This is a genomic window from Bacillus sp. FSL E2-8887 (genome assembly GCF_038007205.1).
Taxonomy (GTDB): Bacteria; Bacillota; Bacilli; order Bacillales; family Bacillaceae_G; genus Bacillus_A; species Bacillus_A mycoides.
Genome location: NZ_JBBOWS010000001.1, coordinates 1,390,566 through 1,409,184, shown reverse-complemented (window position 1 = coordinate 1,409,184; position 18,619 = coordinate 1,390,566). Strand labels below are relative to the sequence as shown.

Annotated in this window: 16 protein-coding genes and 1 pseudogene; 2 read left to right on the top strand and 15 right to left on the bottom strand. The window is 36.8% G+C overall.

Annotation, left to right across the window (positions count from 1 at the left end; all coding sequences use genetic code 11):
* Window positions 1-100 precede the first annotated feature (100 nt).
* Together NSQ08_RS07070 and NSQ08_RS07065 are read left to right on the top strand one after the other, a co-directional pair.
* Window positions 101-1,228: a flagellin N-terminal helical domain-containing protein gene (locus tag NSQ08_RS07070; protein ID WP_340772913.1), complete on the top strand. Its 1,128-nt coding sequence runs from the start codon at window positions 101-103 to the stop codon at window positions 1,226-1,228.
* 250 nt (window positions 1,229-1,478) lie between these two features.
* Entirely contained in the window at window positions 1,479-2,279 is an 801-nt protein-coding gene (locus NSQ08_RS07065) for a flagellin N-terminal helical domain-containing protein (protein ID WP_340772911.1), read from the top strand.
* A gap of 86 nt (window positions 2,280-2,365) precedes the next feature.
* On the opposite strand, the gene NSQ08_RS07060 is transcribed toward NSQ08_RS07065, so the two are convergent.
* The 15 genes and pseudogenes from NSQ08_RS07060 to NSQ08_RS06990 form a co-directional block, all read right to left on the bottom strand.
* Window positions 2,366-3,418: a P-loop NTPase gene (locus tag NSQ08_RS07060; protein ID WP_340772908.1), complete on the bottom strand. Its 1,053-nt coding sequence runs from the start codon at window positions 3,416-3,418 to the stop codon at window positions 2,366-2,368.
* Window positions 3,419-3,557: 139 nt separating this feature from the next.
* The gene (moaC, locus tag NSQ08_RS07055; protein ID WP_340772905.1) at window positions 3,558-4,079 is read right to left on the bottom strand and encodes a cyclic pyranopterin monophosphate synthase MoaC; all 522 of its coding nucleotides are present in this window, start codon (window positions 4,077-4,079) and stop codon (window positions 3,558-3,560) included.
* Between the two features lie 48 nt (window positions 4,080-4,127).
* The gene (gene moaD / locus NSQ08_RS07050; protein WP_340772902.1) at window positions 4,128-4,364 is read right to left on the bottom strand and encodes a molybdopterin converting factor subunit 1; all 237 of its coding nucleotides are present in this window, start codon (window positions 4,362-4,364) and stop codon (window positions 4,128-4,130) included.
* A gap of 4 nt (window positions 4,365-4,368) precedes the next feature.
* Window positions 4,369-4,833: a molybdenum cofactor biosynthesis protein MoaE gene (locus NSQ08_RS07045; protein WP_340772900.1), complete on the bottom strand. Its 465-nt coding sequence runs from the start codon at window positions 4,831-4,833 to the stop codon at window positions 4,369-4,371.
* Entirely contained in the window at window positions 4,814-6,127 is a 1,314-nt protein-coding gene (locus NSQ08_RS07040) for a molybdopterin molybdotransferase MoeA (RefSeq protein ID WP_340780055.1), read from the bottom strand. Before NSQ08_RS07040 ends, NSQ08_RS07045 begins: the two co-directional genes overlap by 20 nt.
* Before the next feature lie 19 nt (window positions 6,128-6,146).
* Complete coding sequence (locus NSQ08_RS07035) at window positions 6,147-7,163, bottom strand: molybdopterin-synthase adenylyltransferase MoeB (RefSeq protein ID WP_340772897.1); 1,017 nt, start codon at window positions 7,161-7,163, stop codon at window positions 6,147-6,149.
* Window positions 7,164-7,205: 42 nt separating this feature from the next.
* Window positions 7,206-8,000 carry a formate/nitrite transporter family protein gene (locus NSQ08_RS07030; protein WP_340772894.1) on the bottom strand — a complete coding sequence of 265 codons (795 nt, stop codon included), beginning with the start codon at window positions 7,998-8,000 and terminating at the stop codon, window positions 7,206-7,208.
* A gap of 218 nt (window positions 8,001-8,218) precedes the next feature.
* Complete coding sequence (gene moaA, locus NSQ08_RS07025) at window positions 8,219-9,235, bottom strand: GTP 3',8-cyclase MoaA (RefSeq protein WP_340772890.1); 1,017 nt, start codon at window positions 9,233-9,235, stop codon at window positions 8,219-8,221.
* A gap of 20 nt (window positions 9,236-9,255) precedes the next feature.
* Window positions 9,256-10,053: a formate dehydrogenase accessory sulfurtransferase FdhD gene (gene fdhD, locus NSQ08_RS07020; protein ID WP_340772887.1), complete on the bottom strand. Its 798-nt coding sequence runs from the start codon at window positions 10,051-10,053 to the stop codon at window positions 9,256-9,258.
* A gap of 16 nt (window positions 10,054-10,069) precedes the next feature.
* Complete coding sequence (locus NSQ08_RS07015) at window positions 10,070-10,414, bottom strand: DUF2294 domain-containing protein (RefSeq protein WP_002064644.1); 345 nt, start codon at window positions 10,412-10,414, stop codon at window positions 10,070-10,072.
* A gap of 175 nt (window positions 10,415-10,589) precedes the next feature.
* On the bottom strand, window positions 10,590-11,072 hold the full coding sequence (locus NSQ08_RS07010) for a DUF1641 domain-containing protein (RefSeq protein ID WP_098636164.1): 483 nt from the start codon (window positions 11,070-11,072) through the stop codon (window positions 10,590-10,592).
* A 158-nt stretch (window positions 11,073-11,230) separates the two neighbouring features.
* Window positions 11,231-14,179, bottom strand: a complete 2,949-nt coding sequence (gene fdhF, locus NSQ08_RS07005) for a formate dehydrogenase subunit alpha (protein ID WP_340772881.1) — start codon at window positions 14,177-14,179, stop codon at window positions 11,231-11,233.
* Window positions 14,148-14,340, bottom strand: a pseudogene (locus NSQ08_RS07000) (hypothetical protein). The gene fdhF and the pseudogene NSQ08_RS07000 overlap by 32 nt, the downstream one beginning before the upstream one ends.
* 104 nt (window positions 14,341-14,444) lie before the next feature.
* Complete coding sequence (locus NSQ08_RS06995) at window positions 14,445-15,221, bottom strand: TerC family protein (protein ID WP_002086470.1); 777 nt, start codon at window positions 15,219-15,221, stop codon at window positions 14,445-14,447.
* Window positions 15,222-15,376: 155 nt separating this feature from the next.
* The gene (locus NSQ08_RS06990) at window positions 15,377-18,112 is read right to left on the bottom strand and encodes a sensor domain-containing protein (RefSeq protein WP_340772877.1); all 2,736 of its coding nucleotides are present in this window, start codon (window positions 18,110-18,112) and stop codon (window positions 15,377-15,379) included.
* Window positions 18,113-18,619: the final 507 nt, after the last annotated feature.

Sequence of the window (18,619 nt, the reverse complement as noted above, 5' to 3'; positions counted from 1 at the left end):
TTGTAGCAAGGATTACAATAAATCTCGAAATCGATTTTTTCGCATATTACCGTTTTTCAATTTGCAGAAAAATCAATATAAAAAAATGGGGGTTCTTAACATGAGAATTAATACAAACATTAATAGCATGCGTACTCAAGAGTACATGCGCCAAAACCAAGCAAAAATGAGTAACGCTATGGACCGTTTATCAAGCGGTAAACGTATCAACAACGCTTCTGACGATGCAGCAGGTCTTGCAATCGCAACTCGTATGCGTGCTCGTGAAAGCGGATTAGGAGTAGCTGCTAACAACACACAAGACGGTATGTCATTAATCCGTACAGCTGACTCAGCTTTAAACTCTGTATCTAACATCTTACTTCGTATGCGTGACATCGCTAACCAATCTGCGAACGGTACGAACACTGGCGATAACCAAAAAGCATTAGATAAAGAATTTTCTGCATTAAAAGAACAAATTGATTATATTTCTAAAAACACAGAGTTTAACGATAAGAAATTATTAAATGGCGATAACAAATCTATTGCTATTCAAACTCTAGATAACGCAGATACAGCTAAACAAATCAATATTAATCTAGCTGATTCATCTACTAAATCTTTAAATATTGATACATTATCTATTGAAGGAACTGGTACTAAAACAATCGCAATTACAGCAGGAGACATTGCTACAGATAAAACAAATACAGATGCTGTAGGTGTTGCTAAAACAGCATTAGGTGCACTAACTGGTACTTCTACTCCAGCACAAATTAAAACAGCCGTTGATAACTTTAAATCAGCATTTGACAAAGTTGATAAGAATTTAATGAACGACGCTGCAATTAAAGATATTAAAGAGAAAATTGAAGCATATGAAGCTGCTCCAGACCTTGCAAAAGCTCAAGCAATCGGAACTGCTTATACTGCACCTGCAGCAGGTAATATTACAAAATCTTCATCAAACGCTTCTGATGCAATTAAATCAATCGATGCTGCATTAGATACAATTGCATCTAACCGTGCAACTCTAGGTGCTACATTAAACCGTCTAGACTTTAACGTAAACAACCTGAAGAGCCAATCTTCAAGCATGGCTTCAGCTGCTTCTCAAATCGAAGATGCTGACATGGCGAAAGAAATGTCTGAAATGACTAAGTTCAAGATCTTGAACGAAGCTGGTATCAGCATGCTTTCTCAAGCAAACCAAACTCCACAAATGGTTTCTAAATTATTACAATAAGCCATTTGAGTTAGTTTCATGAATGAACCTCTCTGCTTGCGGAGAGGTTCATTTTTTCTATATAGATGAATTTTTTGTAAAACCTTTCTTTTTTTAGGTGGAAGAGAGCATCCGCGATGCGTGGAAACGGTCAGTGCCTATTTCTATCCCCTCTCATGTTAAAACACAAACAGGAAATGAGCATAGGTCCCTTTTCTTTTCATAACCGTTTTTGGGCATTAAGACCATATATAAATAAGGAGTATCCATTATGCGTATTGGTACGAATGTTTTAAGTATGAATGCTAGGCAGTCGTTGTATGAGAATGAGAAGCGTATGAATGTTGCGATGGAGCGTTTGGCGACTGGTAAGAAGTTAAATACTCCTTCTAATAATCCGGCGAATGTGGCTATTGTGACTCGTATGCATGCGAGAGCGAGTGGTATGCGTGTTGCGATTCGTAATAATGAGGATGCGATATCGATGCTTCGTACAGCGGAAGCTGCTTTTCAAACTGTTACGAATATTTTGCAGCGTATGCGTGATTTAGCTGTTCAATCTGCGAACGGTACAAATTCAAATAAAAACCGTGATTCACTGAATAAAGAGTTTCAATCTTTAACAGAGCAAATTGGCTATATTGGTGAGACGACTGAGTTTAATGATTTATCCGTATTCAATGAACAAAACCGTCCTGTTACGTTAGATGATATCGGTCATACAGTAGATATCATGAAACATATTCCCCCTTCCCCTACACAACATGACATCAAGATTTCAACTGAGCAAGAAGCAAGAGTGGCGATTCGTAAAATTGAAGAAGCTTTACAAAATGTATCACTTCATCGTGCTGATCTCGGTGCGATGATAAATCGTTTGCAATTTAATATGGAGAATTTAAATAGTCAGAGCACAGCGTTAACAGATGCTGCTTCTCGAATTGAAGATGCGGATATGGCGCAAGAGATGAGTGATTTTTTAAAGTTTAAATTATTAACTGAAGTTGCGCTTAGTATGGTTTCGCAGGCTAATCAAATTCCACAAATGGTTTCTAAGTTATTGCAGTCTTAAATATAACCTTTAAAACTATTGAAATAACTCCATTAAAAACAAAAAGTGGGATACATACGTGCTATGTATCCCACTTTTATATTAACCTATCCTTTATAAATAATATCCTCCGCTAAAGAAGTAAATATCTCTCCAACAAGTGAATCTTCATCATATACACATGAGCCTTTATTTTCTTCACGCTTCGCAAAAGGTATTTGGGCGATTACTTCTGTTTGCAGTTGTTCTGCTAACATTTCGCCGCCACCTTTTCCGAAGAGGTAGTTTCTTGAGCCATCTTGTTCTTCGTAATATGCCATATTTTCAACGATACCTAAAATATCGTGTTTCGTATGTTTTGCCATTACTCCTACTCTAGACGCGACAAATGAAGCTACGTTATGAGGAGTTGTAACGATAATTTCCTTCGCTTGTGGGATCATCGCAGCGACATCTATCGCAACGTCTCCTGTTCCAGGTGGTAAATCAAGAAGAAGATAGTCTAGTTCTCCCCAGTGCGTGTTCGCAAGGAAGCTTTGAATCCATTTGTTTAACATCGGCCCTCTCCACATGACTGGGTTATTACCATCTGTAAAGAATCCCATCGACATAATTTTAACACCGTGACTAACAACTGGAATTGCGGTTTGATCGATCATTGTTGGCTTTTCATTCGTTTCCATCATAGCTGGAATACTGAATCCGTATATATCTGCATCTAAAATCCCAACCTTTTTGCCCATACGTGCTAAAGCAGTAGCAAGGTTAATCGTTACAGTTGATTTTCCGACTCCACCTTTTCCGCTCGTTATAGTAATAAAGCGTACACCTGAATCGGGTCGGAGCATACTAGGCATACCTGTTTCTGTTCTAGCTTCTTTTTTTAAAGACGCTGTTAATACCGCACGTTCTTCTCGTGTCATTGAGCCAAATGTTAAGGAAACTTTCGATGCTCCAATGTTTCGAAGTGAGTCTTCAATATCTTGTTGTATTTTTGCTTTCAACGGACAACCTTGAATTGTTAAAACTACTTCTAACCCAACTTCTGCACCATCAATTTGTATATTCCTTACCATGTTTAATTCCACAATACTTTTGTGTAATTCTGGATCTTCTACATGGCTCAGAGCGTTCATAATTTGTTCGTGAGTAATCATCATACACATTCCTTCCATTGTAATTATTTCACGTTATAAAGTGAAACTTTAATCAGTGGGGTTTTTGTCCATCCCCCACTGATTATTAGTTGAACCAATCGGGCTTTTACGGGCAGTTGATCTCCCACCTAACTTCTTTGCTTCAGCCGAATTTTGAGGTGGGAGTCTTACTGCCCGTTAATGCGGGATGAAAAAAGTCTCCGCTTTTCCCACCCGTTTTTCGCACTAAATATGTTTCTTTCATAACCATCGTTTTATCAACAGCTTTACACATATCGTAAAAAGTAAGAGCGGCGATTGATACGGCCGTTAATGCTTCCATTTCTACACCTGTTTTCCCACTGCATTTTACAGTTGCTCGTATCGTTAACTCATACCCATCACTTGTCTTTTCATAATGAAACGTAAAGTCTGTTCCTTGGATTAATATCGGGTGACACATCGGAATAATATCCGCCGTTTTTTTAGCACCGATTATGCCAGCCACTTGTGCTATTTGGAGCGGGTCTCCTTTTTTCAATCCTCCGTTTTGAATTGCTTTAAATAGTTCATTTGATAAAGAAATTGTACTTTGTGCTACAGCTGTACGTGTTGAAATATCCTTTTGAGAAATATCAACCATTTTGGCTCTTCCTTCTTCGTTCCAGTGCGAAAATTCACTCATAATGATCCTCCTTAACGTATGAAAATTTTGATACTCGAATAGAAAAAATTAACCTCCACTTACAGGTGGGATAAACGCTACTGTGTCTCCGGCTTTTACACTATCTTCGTCCGTTACAAATTCTTCGTTAATCGCTACCATAACTTTATCTAACGATTGTAATTGATACTTATCTTTCAGCCATTTTTTTAATTGTTGAACATTTATCTCTCGTTTTTCGATTATTGCTAATCTCTCTGAGCCAACTTCTTCTCGTAAATTTGCGAACAGTAAAATTGTAATCATCTTCTCATTCTTCTTTCTTTGGTTTTCCTTCTGGATATGGAGTATTTTCAAGTTGATCTCCAATCCACTTCGTTCCATCTTCCCAAAATTCTTTTTTCCAAATTGGGACGATTCTCTTTATACGTTCAATTGCGTATTCATTCGCTTCATATGCCACTTTACGATGCGGTGACGATACTGCAATGACAACTGCGATATCCATTATTTCTAGTCGGCCTACTCGGTGCGTGATTGCTATTTTTACATCTGGCCACTGTTCCTCAATTTCTTCTCCAATTTCAGCAAGCTTTTTTACTGCCATCGGTTTATATGCTTCGTACTCAAGATGTAATGTTCGTTTTCCTTTCGTCAATTCTCTTACTGTTCCAATAAAAGTTGTAATTGCTCCCGCTTCTCTTCTTGCTACTTTATTCGTTACTTCTTCCACTACAATCGGAGTATCTACAATTTCAAATCGAGCTTGTCCCATCAAAACCTCTCCCTACTTTGCGGAATGTCCATGGCCATTCACCACCTTCGTTATCTTCTAATAAAAGAATGTCTACAAACATCCCTTTCTTATATCCTCTCGTACCGCCTAGTAGTACGATAAAAATATTTGATTCCGCTAATGAAGAAACGGAACTAGATTTATCGAACCCTGATGGATAAGCGACTAGTTGTCCTTCGTTATATTTCAGCTTCGCTCGTACAAATCTTGTAAATGGATTCGGTTTTAGAAAATCTTCTCCGAGCATTGCTTTTTCTCGTTGTACATGTGGTGTTTCGCTAAACATATACGCACGAATGCTAGGTTTTAGAAATAGCTCAAAACCTACGTAACAAGCAGACGGATTACCTGATAATCCGAATAATAATTTTCCATTTAATTGTGCTACAGTCGTGACACTTCCTGGCCGCATTGCAACTTTATTGAAGAGAACTGATGCACCTAATTTTTCGTATATCGCTGGCAAATAGTCATAATCCCCTACTGAAACACCGCCAGTTGTAATTAACATATCAACTTCGCTTAACGCTTTTTTCACTGCTTCGTAGCACGTATTAGAATCGTCGCTAAACTTCCCGAAGTATTTTACTCTTCCACCAGCTCTTCGAATTTGAGACGATATCATATACGTATTACTATTTCGAATTTTCCCAGGTTGTAGTTCTTCATTTACATCGAGAAGTTCACTCCCAGTCGCTAATAGTCCAATGATAGGCTTTTTCGCTACTGGCACTTCGCTATAACCGAATGTAGCAAGCAGAGCTGAAATACCTGGATTAATGTAACTACCTCTTTTTGCGAGAACGGTTCCTTTACGAGCATCTTCACCTTGAAAGGATATATTGTCCCCTTCTTTAAATGAGCGTTTCAATTCCATATAGCTTTTTGCGATATTGTCATATTGACGATGACGAGTCAGTTCTAGCATGACGACCGCGTTACATCCTTTCGGAATTTGTGCCCCTGTCATAATTCGAACTGCTTGAAACGCTCCTACTTCTTTAGGAAATACGGAACCTGCTCCAATTTCACCGATGACTTCAAATACGATTGGATTCTCACGACTTGCTTGCGAAGTATCTTCTGCCCTAATAGCAAATCCATCATATGGCGAGCGATCGAAGTAAGGAACATCGTGATCCGCTACTATATCGTCTGCTAACGTACGTCCGTATGCTAATTCCAGTGGTACTAGTTCTTTTACACCACAATTAGCAAATGCCATCACTTTACGAACAGCCTCTTCAACTGTAATTGGCACTCTTCTTTCCATCATTACCAATCCCTCTCTATTATCCTAATAACCGATAGTATAGTTGTTTCGCTTTTTGAATTTCATTCGTGCCATGAATAAATACACGACCATCATGAAAAATGACGATGCGATACTCTTCTAATTGGCAAGAGAGCAAATACGGATTCCGATCAACTTTCCCGTGGTTCTTTAATACTTTTTCTAACTCATCAAAGTTGTAATGTCTATTATGCGCCGGTCTAATTTGAACTGTATTTCTTCCACATAAAACAGCTGTCTTCGTTTGATTTTCGTATGATAAATAAGGATAAGTTCTATTTGTTCCGCACGAAGGACAGTCTTCCGTTTTGATTTTCCCTAGTTTGATAGAATGATATTGATTACTCCATATATCAAACATTAAAAAAGTTTTTCTAATTGCTGCGTAATCTTCTACTAAAATTTTGAATGCTTCTGCCACTTGATAGGCAGCGACAATTTGAACAGCTGGACTAATAATTCCAACTGTGTCACACGTCGCTCCTGTAACAGGAACACTTTTCAACACACAGTGTAAGCACGGTGTTTTCTTCGGAATAATTGTATAGCTCATACCGTACGATCCGACACAAGAACCGTAAATCCAAGGGATATTATATTTTTGTGATGTATCATTAATCACGAACCGAATATCGAAATTATCTGTTGCATCAATAATGACATCGACACCACCTAGTAAAGCTTCCATATTATCTACTCTTGCATCCATTACAAGAGCTTGAATTTGCACGTCTGAATTAATTTGTTTGAGACGATTCTGCGCTGCAATTGCTTTTGGCAATTTTTCTATCGCATCTTGTTCAGCGTAAAGTTGTTGCCGCTGTAAATTGCTCCATTCTACGTAATCGCGATCAATAATCGTTAATTTCCCGATACCTGCACGTACAAACGCCTCTGCACTTGCACTTCCTAACGCACCTGCCCCTATTATTAATACATGCTTATTTCTAATTTTCTCTTGCCCTTCTTTTCCAATAGGAGTAAACAACTGTTGTCGTGAATACCGCTCTATCATGAGGTAACCTTCCTTTCATGTAAAAATCAGCTTCATATACTGTTATTTTTTCAATACATCTTTTTCGATAGCACTTTGTTTCTGATAACAAGAAAAATAAGCGAATCCAACAAATCCCGCTCCGCCAATTAAATTTCCGATAAAGACAGGCACAAAGTTTTTCGCAAGATCCATCCACGTAAGGTGACCCGCAAAAATCACGGCTGAAATGACAAACATATTTGCTACTACTTGCTGAAACCCAATTACGACAAACGCCATAATCGGAATCCAAATCCCAACAATCTTCCCAATTAAATCATTCGTTCCATATGCTAACCAAATTGCTAGGCAAACGAGCCAGTTACAACCAATTGCTAAAATTAACGTTCTCCCGAAAGATTCATGTAACTTATCTTGAGCTATCGCTATCGTTTTATTTAAATACGCACCCTCTGTAAGCCCGCCAAGATGGCCGAAACAATACGCTACGAAAAGCGCACCTACAAAGTTAGTTAAAGTGATCCAAGCCCAATTGTTTAACACATGTTTCAATGAAATTTTCCGTGCATAAAGTGCCATAGACATTGACATCATATTTCCCGTAATTAATTCTCCCCCTGCTAAAACAACTAGCATCAGTCCAATAGGAAAAACCGCTCCTCCTATAAAATTGACTAAACTTCCCCATTGCTCCGGTACATTACCGAGAACACGAATATTAAGTAAAAATCCTAACGAAATGAATGCTCCTCCTAAAAAGCCGAGGATAAGCATTGCGGATAGCGGTTGCCTTACCTTTTGAACACCGGATTCAATCACAAGCGCCGCGATTTGTTCCGGTTTATGAAATGCCATAACCAATTCCTCCATTTTTCTCATCTAAAAAAAGCAGCACCAAAAACCCTTAACATCGTAAGGATTTTTGAATGCTGCTTAATCTCTCTGCATATCTCTTACAGAAATATCAATCATCATTTTTACTATAATCATAGAAAACCTGCAAAACTTGCAAGCTTTCCATTATTTCCTGTAACAAAAAGAGGCTACGAACAACCTTCTTTCATAGTGATTTCTCAACCACCAATATGGGACATTTCAATTTTCGGCATTGCTTTGTTACTTGTATTCGTTAACCGTTCTTCTGAATAGCGATCGGAACGGTTATTCCAAATGTCACGAATAACATTAGTAATCTCCTCATCCGTATATCCAAAGCGAAGTAATTCTTTAAGATCGTTTCCTTTAGAAGCAAACAAACAAGTATATAATTTTCCTTCTGCAGAAATACGAGCTCTTGTACATGATGAACAGAACGAATCTGTTACAGATGAAATAATTCCTATTTCTTCATCACTGTCGATATAACGATAACGTGTCGCAACTTCACCAGGATAATTCGCTTCAATACGTTCAAGCGGCATCACTTTATGAATCATTTCTAATATTTCTTGCTTAGAAACTACCTCACCTAATTCCCAGCCGTTATAATTTCCGACATCCATATATTCAATAAATCGTAAAATATGCTTATTTTCTTTAAAGTATTGTGCCATCTGAACGATATCTTGTTCATTTTTTCCTTTTTGAACAACCATGTTCATTTTTATTTTCATTCCGGCTTCCGCGGCAGCCTGTATTCCTGCCAGAACCATTTTTACTTTACTTCTATTCCCATTTAAATAAGAGAATCGTTCTTCATTTAACGAGTCTAAACTAACTGTCACACGAGATAAACCCGCCTTATATAAATCAGGAGCAAACTTTTTAAGTAATGATCCATTTGTCGTTAAACCAATATCCTCTACTCCATCAATTTCGTTTAACCGCTGTATGAGTTCAGGTAAGTCTTTTCGAAGTAAAGGCTCTCCTCCGGTAATACGTAACTTTCTTACACCTAAAGAAACGAAAATACGTGTAATCCTTTCAATTTCATCAAAAGATAAAATTTTATCATTAGACAAAAAAGAATAATCACGACCAAATATTTCTTCTGGCATACAATATCGACAGCGAAAATTACAGCAATCAGTAACAGAAATACGTAAATCCTTTAAAGGACGATCTAATTTGTCTAATGTAACAGATTTCATGATTATTGCCTCGTTTCTACTTATTTTATATTTATAATCCGCTCTGGATGCGTATATACATTTAAAGATTTATTACGAATGAAGCCTATTGTAGTAATCCCTAACTGCTCCGCTAGTTCTAATGCTAACTCAGTTGGAGCTGATTTTGACAATATTACTTCACAGCCAATTTTCGCAACTTTTAATAGAATTTCAGAAGAGATACGTCCACTAAAAACAATAATTTTATTACCAATCGAAATGTTATTTTTTAAACAATAGCCGTAAATTTTGTCTAAAGCGTTATGTCTTCCTATATCCATGCGGCTTAAAACCATTCCACTCACATTACATAAAGCTGCATTATGAACGCCGCCTGTATGTTGAAACGTAGACGCAGACTGCTGCATATCATTCATTAACCGAAAACAATCCTCGGCAGAGATCTGTACGCGAATATCATTCATTTCTTTCGCAGTCAGCGCATCGTTTGCGAAAACAAACCCTTGCCTACTCATTCCACAGCACGAAGTAATATAACGTTTGTTTTGCATGTCACGATAATAAGGATTGATTTTCGTCGTTTTTACATGGACATAGCCTTCTTTTTCTTGCACCCATATTTCATCAATATCTTCATACTTTCGGATAATGCCTTCAGAGGCTAAAAAGCCAATTACCATGTCTTCAATATACTCTGGAGTACTAACCATTGTAACAAATTCCTGGCCGTTAATTTTAACCGTAACAGGAAACTCTGTTACAATGCTGTCCTCTATATGTTTAAATTCCCCTTGCTCATATTTAAAAATTTTCCGTTCCACCTGAATCGATTTCACGATGAGCATCCTTCTCTCACGTTATATTTTTATCAAAAACAAACACGGAAACTGCAATGTCTTCATCTACTTTCATATCAGAAAATAGATGAACTAACTTCGCACCAACAAGTTCTTCTAAATGTTCACGAGAATTAGCAGCATACACTTCTTGAATCATTTTCGTTCGAGCCATATGAACCATTTCCGCGCCCTCCATAGTTCCTGAAATGAATTTCTCTGTAGGTGTCAAATTCCCATAAAGTGTAGCAATCGCCATATTTTCAGCAAATACAGTATGAATTCGTTCCGGCCCTTTTCCGAATAAATCCTTTCGAAGCTTTCGTATCATATCATTAAATTCATGCACCATTTTTGACATACTCTCATTCCTTCCCAGATAATCAATATTTACTTTTCAAATATTATTCCATCATAACCATTTTATCAAAATGACCATTTCGTCCAAATAATTTAATAATGAGACGAAATGGATCATCTTTTACAATTATCTCAAGTACGCAAACAACATATGAAATACTATTATCGTTGCTTATTTATTCTTCTTTTAACCCTTTACCCATACCTTTTAAGAAATGAAGACCAAATCCGATAGCACGATTAATATCTGGATCCTTCAGTACTTTCATAAGGTCTAATATTCCTACTTTTTTATTACTTTGCAAATGCTGATTTCCTTCATCCATACCTGTCAATACGCTACCTATAAGCTTTTTCGTAAGTTCCGGATCAAGTTCTGTTAAAGCTCCTGCAGCGCCCATCATATTATTAATTAAATTTGTAACTGGTTCACGAGTGACTTGGCCTAGAACGATTTTTGCGATTGGTTCTTTCGCTTTCAGCATAGAATTTGCTGCTTCCAGCATCCCAATGTCATTTAATTCACCTACTATATTAAACATTTGATTTAAAGCATCTTCATTATTAGCTAGCAGTTCTTTTAAAGCTTCGAGTTTTTGTTGTTTAAGTTCTTCCTCAGTTAGCTCCTGCTTCTGGACCGCCTGAATAGGTGCTGCCATATTCTTTTCTCCCCCTTAGTTATCCCGCATTAACGGGCAGTAAGAACCCTACCTCAAAATTCAGCGAAAGCAAAGAATTTAGGTGGGGGATCAACTGCCCGTAAACGCCCGATTGGTTCAACTAATAATCAGTGGGTAATAAAGAAAACCCCCACTGATTAAAGTTTCACTTTATCCGTTAAATGTACGTATCCTGGACGATCCCACTTACGATTTACCTCAATTCCGTTTTGAGGATGACGCTTTTTATTACGTGGGTTCGTTTTTGGCATCGGATTTTCGCCATCAACTTCTAACACTTCCATACGTACTTTCGTTTGCTTATATGCCGGCGTGTTTGTACGCAAGTCAACGGCAGGACCTGTTAAGAAATTAATCGCCGTTTCATTATCTGTCGAGTTCATCGGTAAATACAGCTCATTCGCTTTTACACGATCCGTTACAAGTGCACGTAATTTAAGTGCTCCGAATGGAGAAACAAGGCGTACTAACGAACCAGTTTTCACTCCACGTTCCCTTGCTAACTCCGGAGAAACTTCAACGAAAACACCTGGTACTTTCGATTGAATACCAGTTGATTTATTTGTCATGTTCCCTTCATGGAAATGTTCAAGCATACGACCGTTATTAATGTGAAGATCGTATTCTGCTGGAAATTCAGCAGGACGTACCCAATCAGCTATCGCAAACCGAGCTTTTTTGTCCGGGAAGTTAAATCCATCTTTAAATAGCAGCGGCGTATTCGTTCCATCAAAACTTCCCCAGTGGAAACTGTTCCATCCTTCCAGCACCTCATAGTTTGCATGTGCAAATAATGGTGATAAGCTTGCCATTTCAGCAAAGATTTCACTTGGATGATTATAATTCCAGTTCGCGCCTAATTTATTAGCAATTGCCTGCACGATCCACCAGTCTGGTTTCGCCTCATCTAGCGCCGGCAGCACTTGATATAATCTTTGTACACGACGTTCTGTATTTGTAAACGTACCTTCTTTTTCAAGAGATGGTGCTGCTGGTAATACGACATCAGCGTATTGAGCTGTTTTAGAAAGGAACACATCTTGAACGACAAAGAATTCAAGACTTGATAACACTTCATGTACGTGATTTGCGTTAGAGTCTACAAGAGCCATATCCTCTCCAACAAGATACATAGCTTTCATTTTCCCTTCATCAATTGCGTGAAGCATTTCAATGTTATTAAGACCTGGTTTATTATCAATTTTTACTCCGTAAGCTATTTCAAATTTCGCACGTTCTACGTCGTTAGTAACGTGCTGATATCCTGGTAGCCAGCCTGGAAGAGTTCCCATATCACAAGCACCTTGTACGTTGTTATGACCACGAAGTGGATATGCACCAGCACCTGGACGGCGATAATTTCCTGTTGCAAGAAGTAAGTTTGAAATCGCAGCGGAAGTATCTGAACCACCCGTATTTTGCGTTACACCCATACCCCAAAGAATACACGTACCATCTGCATCACGTATCATCTCGGCCATTTGAACGAGAGTTTCTTTTGAAATACCTGTAATCTCTTCTGCATATTCAAGCGTATATTCTTTAAGACTATCTTTGAAATCTTCAAAGAAGTTTACATTCTCGTCGATGAACTGCTCATCATGCCAACCTTGATCGATCATATATTTTGTAACAGCCATTAACCATACTTGATCTGTTCCTTGCTTTGGACTAATAAAGATATCTGAACGCTCTGCCATTTCAGTTTTACGAAGATCTGCAACAATTAGTTTTTGACCGTGAAGTTTATGTGCACGTTTCACACGAGTCGCTAGCACAGGATGACCTTCTGTCGGATTACAACCGACAATAATAACAAGGCCTGATTGTGCAATATCTTTAATCGTCCCTGCATCTCCGCCCATACCAATTGTACGGAACAATCCATCCGTCGCTGGTGATTGACAATAACGTGAGCAGTTATCAATATTGTTCGTTTCAAACACTTGTCGTGCTAATTTTTGAATAACATAGTTGTCTTCATTCGTAATTTTAGAAGAAGAAATAAAGCCGATAGAACCTTTACCGTACTCTTCTTTAATAGAGCCTAATTTATTCGCTACTACATGAAGCGCTTCTTCCCAACTTGATTCAACGAATACTCCATTTTTACGAATTAAAGGTTTCGTAAGTCGTTTTTCAGAATTAACGAAATCCCAACCGAATTTTCCTTTTACACAAGTCGAAATCGCATTAACAGGTGCCTCAGAAGTTGGTTGTACTTTAAGAATTTCACGGCCCTTCGTCCATACTTCAAATGAACAACCTACACCACAAAACGTACATACTGTTTTCGTCTTTTTCGTACGAGTGTCGCGCATTGCAGCTTCTACTTCTGACACAGCAAAAATACCACTATACCCAGGTTCAACCTCTTTAATAAGATCAACCATAGGCTCAAGAATATCAGGTTTTAACCCTGTCATAAATCCAGCTTCACCAAGCATCGATTTCTCCATTAATGCATTACAAGGACAAATTGTTACACATTGACCGCAGCTTACACATGAAGAATCGTTAATATCTACTCCTTCATCCCAAATAACACGAGGACGCTCTGCCTCCCAATCAATAGATAACGTTTCATTTACTTGTAAGTTTTGACACACTTCTACACATTGACCACACGCGATACATTGATTCGGGTCATAGCGATAAAATGGATGAGACATATCAACTTCGCTTGCATCAACTTTTGGCTCGTAAGGATATTTTTGATGCTCAATTTCCATTAATTCTGCCGTATTATGCAGTTTACAATTCCCGTTATTGTTGTCACAAACCGTACAGTACAGTAAATGATTTTCTAATAAGCGGTCCATCGCCTCATGTTGTGCTGCCTTCGCACTAATAGAGGCTAACTCAATATTCATGCCGCTCGTCACTACAGTTGAACAGGATCGCACAAGCTTTCCATTCACTTCTACAATGCAAGTATCACACGTTTGAATTGGATCCACTTCCGGCACGTAACAAATTTGTGGATGTTCAATTCCGTTCTCATTAATAATGCCCAGTATAGTTGAACCAGGCTCAGCATTATACTCTTTGCCGTTAATTGTAATATGAACCAAGCTGTCGTTCATGGTTACTCCCCCTTTTTGAGAATAAAAAAAACTCCACCACGAAAATATACGCACCACATTTTTGGCACGTTATCATCATGGTGGAGTAGTTTATTAGCACATCTTGCTAAAATACCAGTCCATTTATTCATAAATAAAATGATAGATTCATAACAGGTCATATCACGATTCCATCTTTAACACTGTAATTATAGCGTTAAATCGAAAAATACACAATATAAATATCATTACAAAGGACAAAGCACATAATGCTCTGACCTTTGTATTACATTTTAGGATTATTCTGAGATGACTTACTTCCCGGTGCAAACCAACCAATTAGTGCGATGGCAACTAATACTCCGTAGAAGATTAAAGTCCAAGTTGTACTGTGTGGAAAATCATGATCTAAAATACCTATATCCTCATGGGCAAGTGTAATTACAGCAAGTTTGACGCCGACCCAGGCAACAATTGCATATGCTGTTGTTTCTAGTGCTGGACGTTTCTCCAGTAATTGTACAAACCAAGTTGCCGCAAATTTAATTAAAATAAGTCCAGCTATCCCTCCAAGAAGTACAACAATGAACTGTCCTCCATCCATACCTCCGAAATCATCAAGCGGAGAATCCGGAAGCCCCAGAGCAAGAGCAACTGCGGCTAATATTGAATCAATCGCAAAGGCAAGGTCAGCTAATGCAATCTTTCCTACTGTGAACCAGTAGCTTTTTCCTGCTGCTTCCTTTTCATCTTCCTTGTGAATATTTTGATTGTTTTTTCCGAATTGCGCCTGAATGACATGCTTTAATCCTAAGTAAAGAAGATAAGCTGCTCCTATCGCCTGTATTTGCCAAACATTTGCAATAAATGATATAGCAAAAAGGGCTGCGAATCGAAAAACAAAGGCCATAATAATCCCGTAATTTATAGCTCTTTTTTTCTCTTCTTCGGGTAAATGCTTGGCTATAACTGCTAGTACAAGGGCATTGTCAGCCGATAACAATCCTTCTAATCCGATTAAAATTAACAATGCCCAAGCATACTCTAGCCATATTGAATCCATCCGCTTCTCTCCTTTCTAAAACTAAAATCAGATAAGGTCTTTGCTCATTAGAATTTCCTATTAAGCCAAATTAAATGCTAAAACATTTTGACAGTTACTTTGCTGTCCTCTATTTGTTATAATTTCAAAAAAAACAAATCTAGATTGTGGTTTCCTTAGAAAAGGTGACGCGACATTGTGCTTAAAAACTTGATGAATTCATCTTCACTTACAGGTTTACTGTAGTAATAGCCCTGAATTAGATAACATGCATTACGTTGTAACACTGTTAATTGTTCCTTCGTTTCCACCCCTTCTGCGATCACTTTCATGTTTAAAGTATGCGCTAGTGAAATAATGGTATGAATAATTTCATTTCCATCAGTAGAATTTCCGATCCTATTAACAAATTCTCTTGGAATTTTCAAGGTATCAATTGGATACAAAGGGAGATATGCTAATGAAGAATACCCTGTACCAAAATCGTCAATTGATAAATGTACACCATATGATTTTAATACTTTTAACTTCGATAAGGTTTCTTTTTCATCTACCATTGCTATCCGCTCAGTTAATTCTAAATCGATCGAACTAGCAGGTACCCCTACTTCTTCTATAGTAGATATGATTGTTTGAACAAAGTCCTTCTGTTCAAACTCTATAGCTGATAAATTTATCCCCATTTTTAGATTTGCATAGCCTGCAGAATGCCACTTTTTCAGTTGTCGACACGCTTCCTGTAACGTCCATTTCCCAATTGGAATAATTTGCGACGTTTCTTCCGCGATAGGTATAAATTCAAAAGGAGAAATAAGTCCCAGTTCTGGATGTTGCCAACGAATTAAAGCCTCTGCACCAATAACCATACCAGTCTTACTGTCAACTTGTGGTTGATATAATAAAAACAACTCATTATTTTCTAATGCCTTCGGTAAATCCTGTTCTAATCGTAATCGTCTTGTTATTTTTTTTGATAATGTCTCGTCATACATGCAAACAGCATTATTACCTTTTTCCTTTGCACTATACATAGCAATATCAGCATGTTTTAAAAGTGTAGTAGTATTTATTCCTCCAAACGGATACACCGCTATTCCTATACTAAGAGATAAATAAAAACTATGTTGATTAACTACAAATGGTTCTTCAGTTATACGAAATAGAGTTTCACACAAATCCAATAGCTGTTGCTCTGTGTGGTTATGGACTATGATCGCAAACTCATCTCCCCCTATTCTCGCTAGAGGAATAGCCGGTGACAGACATGTCCTAAAACGTTTAGCAACTTCTTTTAAAACACTGTCACCAATTGAATGTCCCAGTGTATCGTTAATGGTTTTAAAACGATTTAAATCTATATACAAGAGTCCAAATTCACCCTGCGTTTTTCGTGCACGCTCAATGGATTTTTCTAATTCTTTTTGGAAGAATATTCGATTTCCAATCTCCGTCACTGTATCATGGAATGCTAGATAGTTTATCTCATCTTGTTGTTTCTTCATTCTCGTAATGTCTTTTACCATTACATAACTCCCAAAAGTTTGTCCTTCTATCATAATAGGAACAATGGTGACGTACCAAAAATGAATGTCCTTCTCATTATTATTTTTCACACGTAATTGTAACGAAGCCGAACTGCATCGTTTCCCTTCCTGTAGAGCTGCTTCCAATTCAGATCTATCTTCGTCTAAAAAAATCGAGAAGCACTCTTTACCTATTAATTCATCACTGTTTTTTCCTAATAACATACTTCCAGCCTGGTTTATATTTAACACAGTACCATTTGAATTAATCGTTAAAATAGGATCTGGATGATACTCATATAATGACTTAAATCTCTCTTGATTTTTGACCAAGTCATTGGATTTGTTTATTAAATCTTCTGTTCTTTGAGATACTTTTTGTTCTAATTGATTATTAAACACTTTTAACATTTCGGTTAAATCTCTGTTTTGCATTCGTACGATAGTATGACGAATCAGCACAAATACAAATGCAATACAATTCCCAGTAATAAGTGTAGCCGAGGCAGTTTGCTCTTTTAAAGTAAAGCCAATTAATACCGCAACTGCAAGATAAGGAAATATAACAAGAAGTTTCTTCCCAAATGTGGGATCGATAATGAAATAATTCCTTCTAGAAGATGCATTCTTTGAGATCGAAGCAGCAATAGCAATTAATAATAGGAAAACTCTATACAAACACCTTAATAATATAAGTGAACGATCTGACAAATCATCTTGTAAGTAAAAATACAAGTAGTCCGTAATAGCCAATCCAGTTAATACGAGAATAAAAATAAATAATTTACTTTTCGCATTAAAAATAGCTGGTCGAAAGATTAGACTAACTCCTAATAAAAGAAGTAATAAATCTATAATCGGAAAAATAAATGAGAGAAAAACATCTCCAATTGATAAGAATAAGATATTTGCAGAAGGTTTATTAAACAGGTACCACTCTAATGTAAAAATAGCAGTAACAACAATACATAAATCACAAATTAAATACGCTTTTTCCCACTTGTTACATTCCATAATGATTTTATAAAAGAATGCAAAGAGAAAGAAGAATAAGAAAAACAACAAAAACACATCAGAGATATTAAAATTTTGTATCGGTAATTCTACATTAAGTACTTGAAAAGCGGATATAAAATTCCCGATCAAGAAACACCCTATTGCAATAGTAATGCAAACCCAGAATACTCCTAACTTAATTTTTCCGGATAATATAGAATAAAGTAATGAGATAAATACAGTAGTTTCAACAACTAAGGATGATAGTCGGATATTAAAATCTGATACAAAATAATGATTCGGAAAAACAAATAAAAATATAAAACAAAAGCTTATATAGAATATTAGAGCTATTGTTAATAAGATAAATTGCAAATGTGAATGTTTAAGCAATATATTCACCTTCTTAAGTCTTTCATCATTTTTTAAAAATTTGTTTCTAATTATTATTCATATTATGACCATTTCAAAAGATTTCTTTCAAAATAAAGCAGCCTTACATTACACCTGCAAATATTTAACAATTCCATAACAGGAATTACAAAAAAATATGAACAGCTATGTCCTTAACACTATCAATTATTGTTATACGAACTATTTATGTAACAAGTTTATTTAATAGCTAATTAGTTCAAAGAATGTTTTCTTTGAACTAATTGTATACTGCCCATCTGAATCATATAACTTAACTATTTTTAAATTAAAATTTCACGTAAAAATAATGAATGTAGGTGTATGCCCCTATCTATTTATCTTTTTTTCTTCATAACTTCTATAGTATTCATTAAGTACGCTAACTTAAACACCGACTTATTTATAATCCTTAATAAGTCGGTGCTAGTATACACTATAAAACTAAAACACATTTCAAATAACAAAACTATACTTTAGCAATTTATA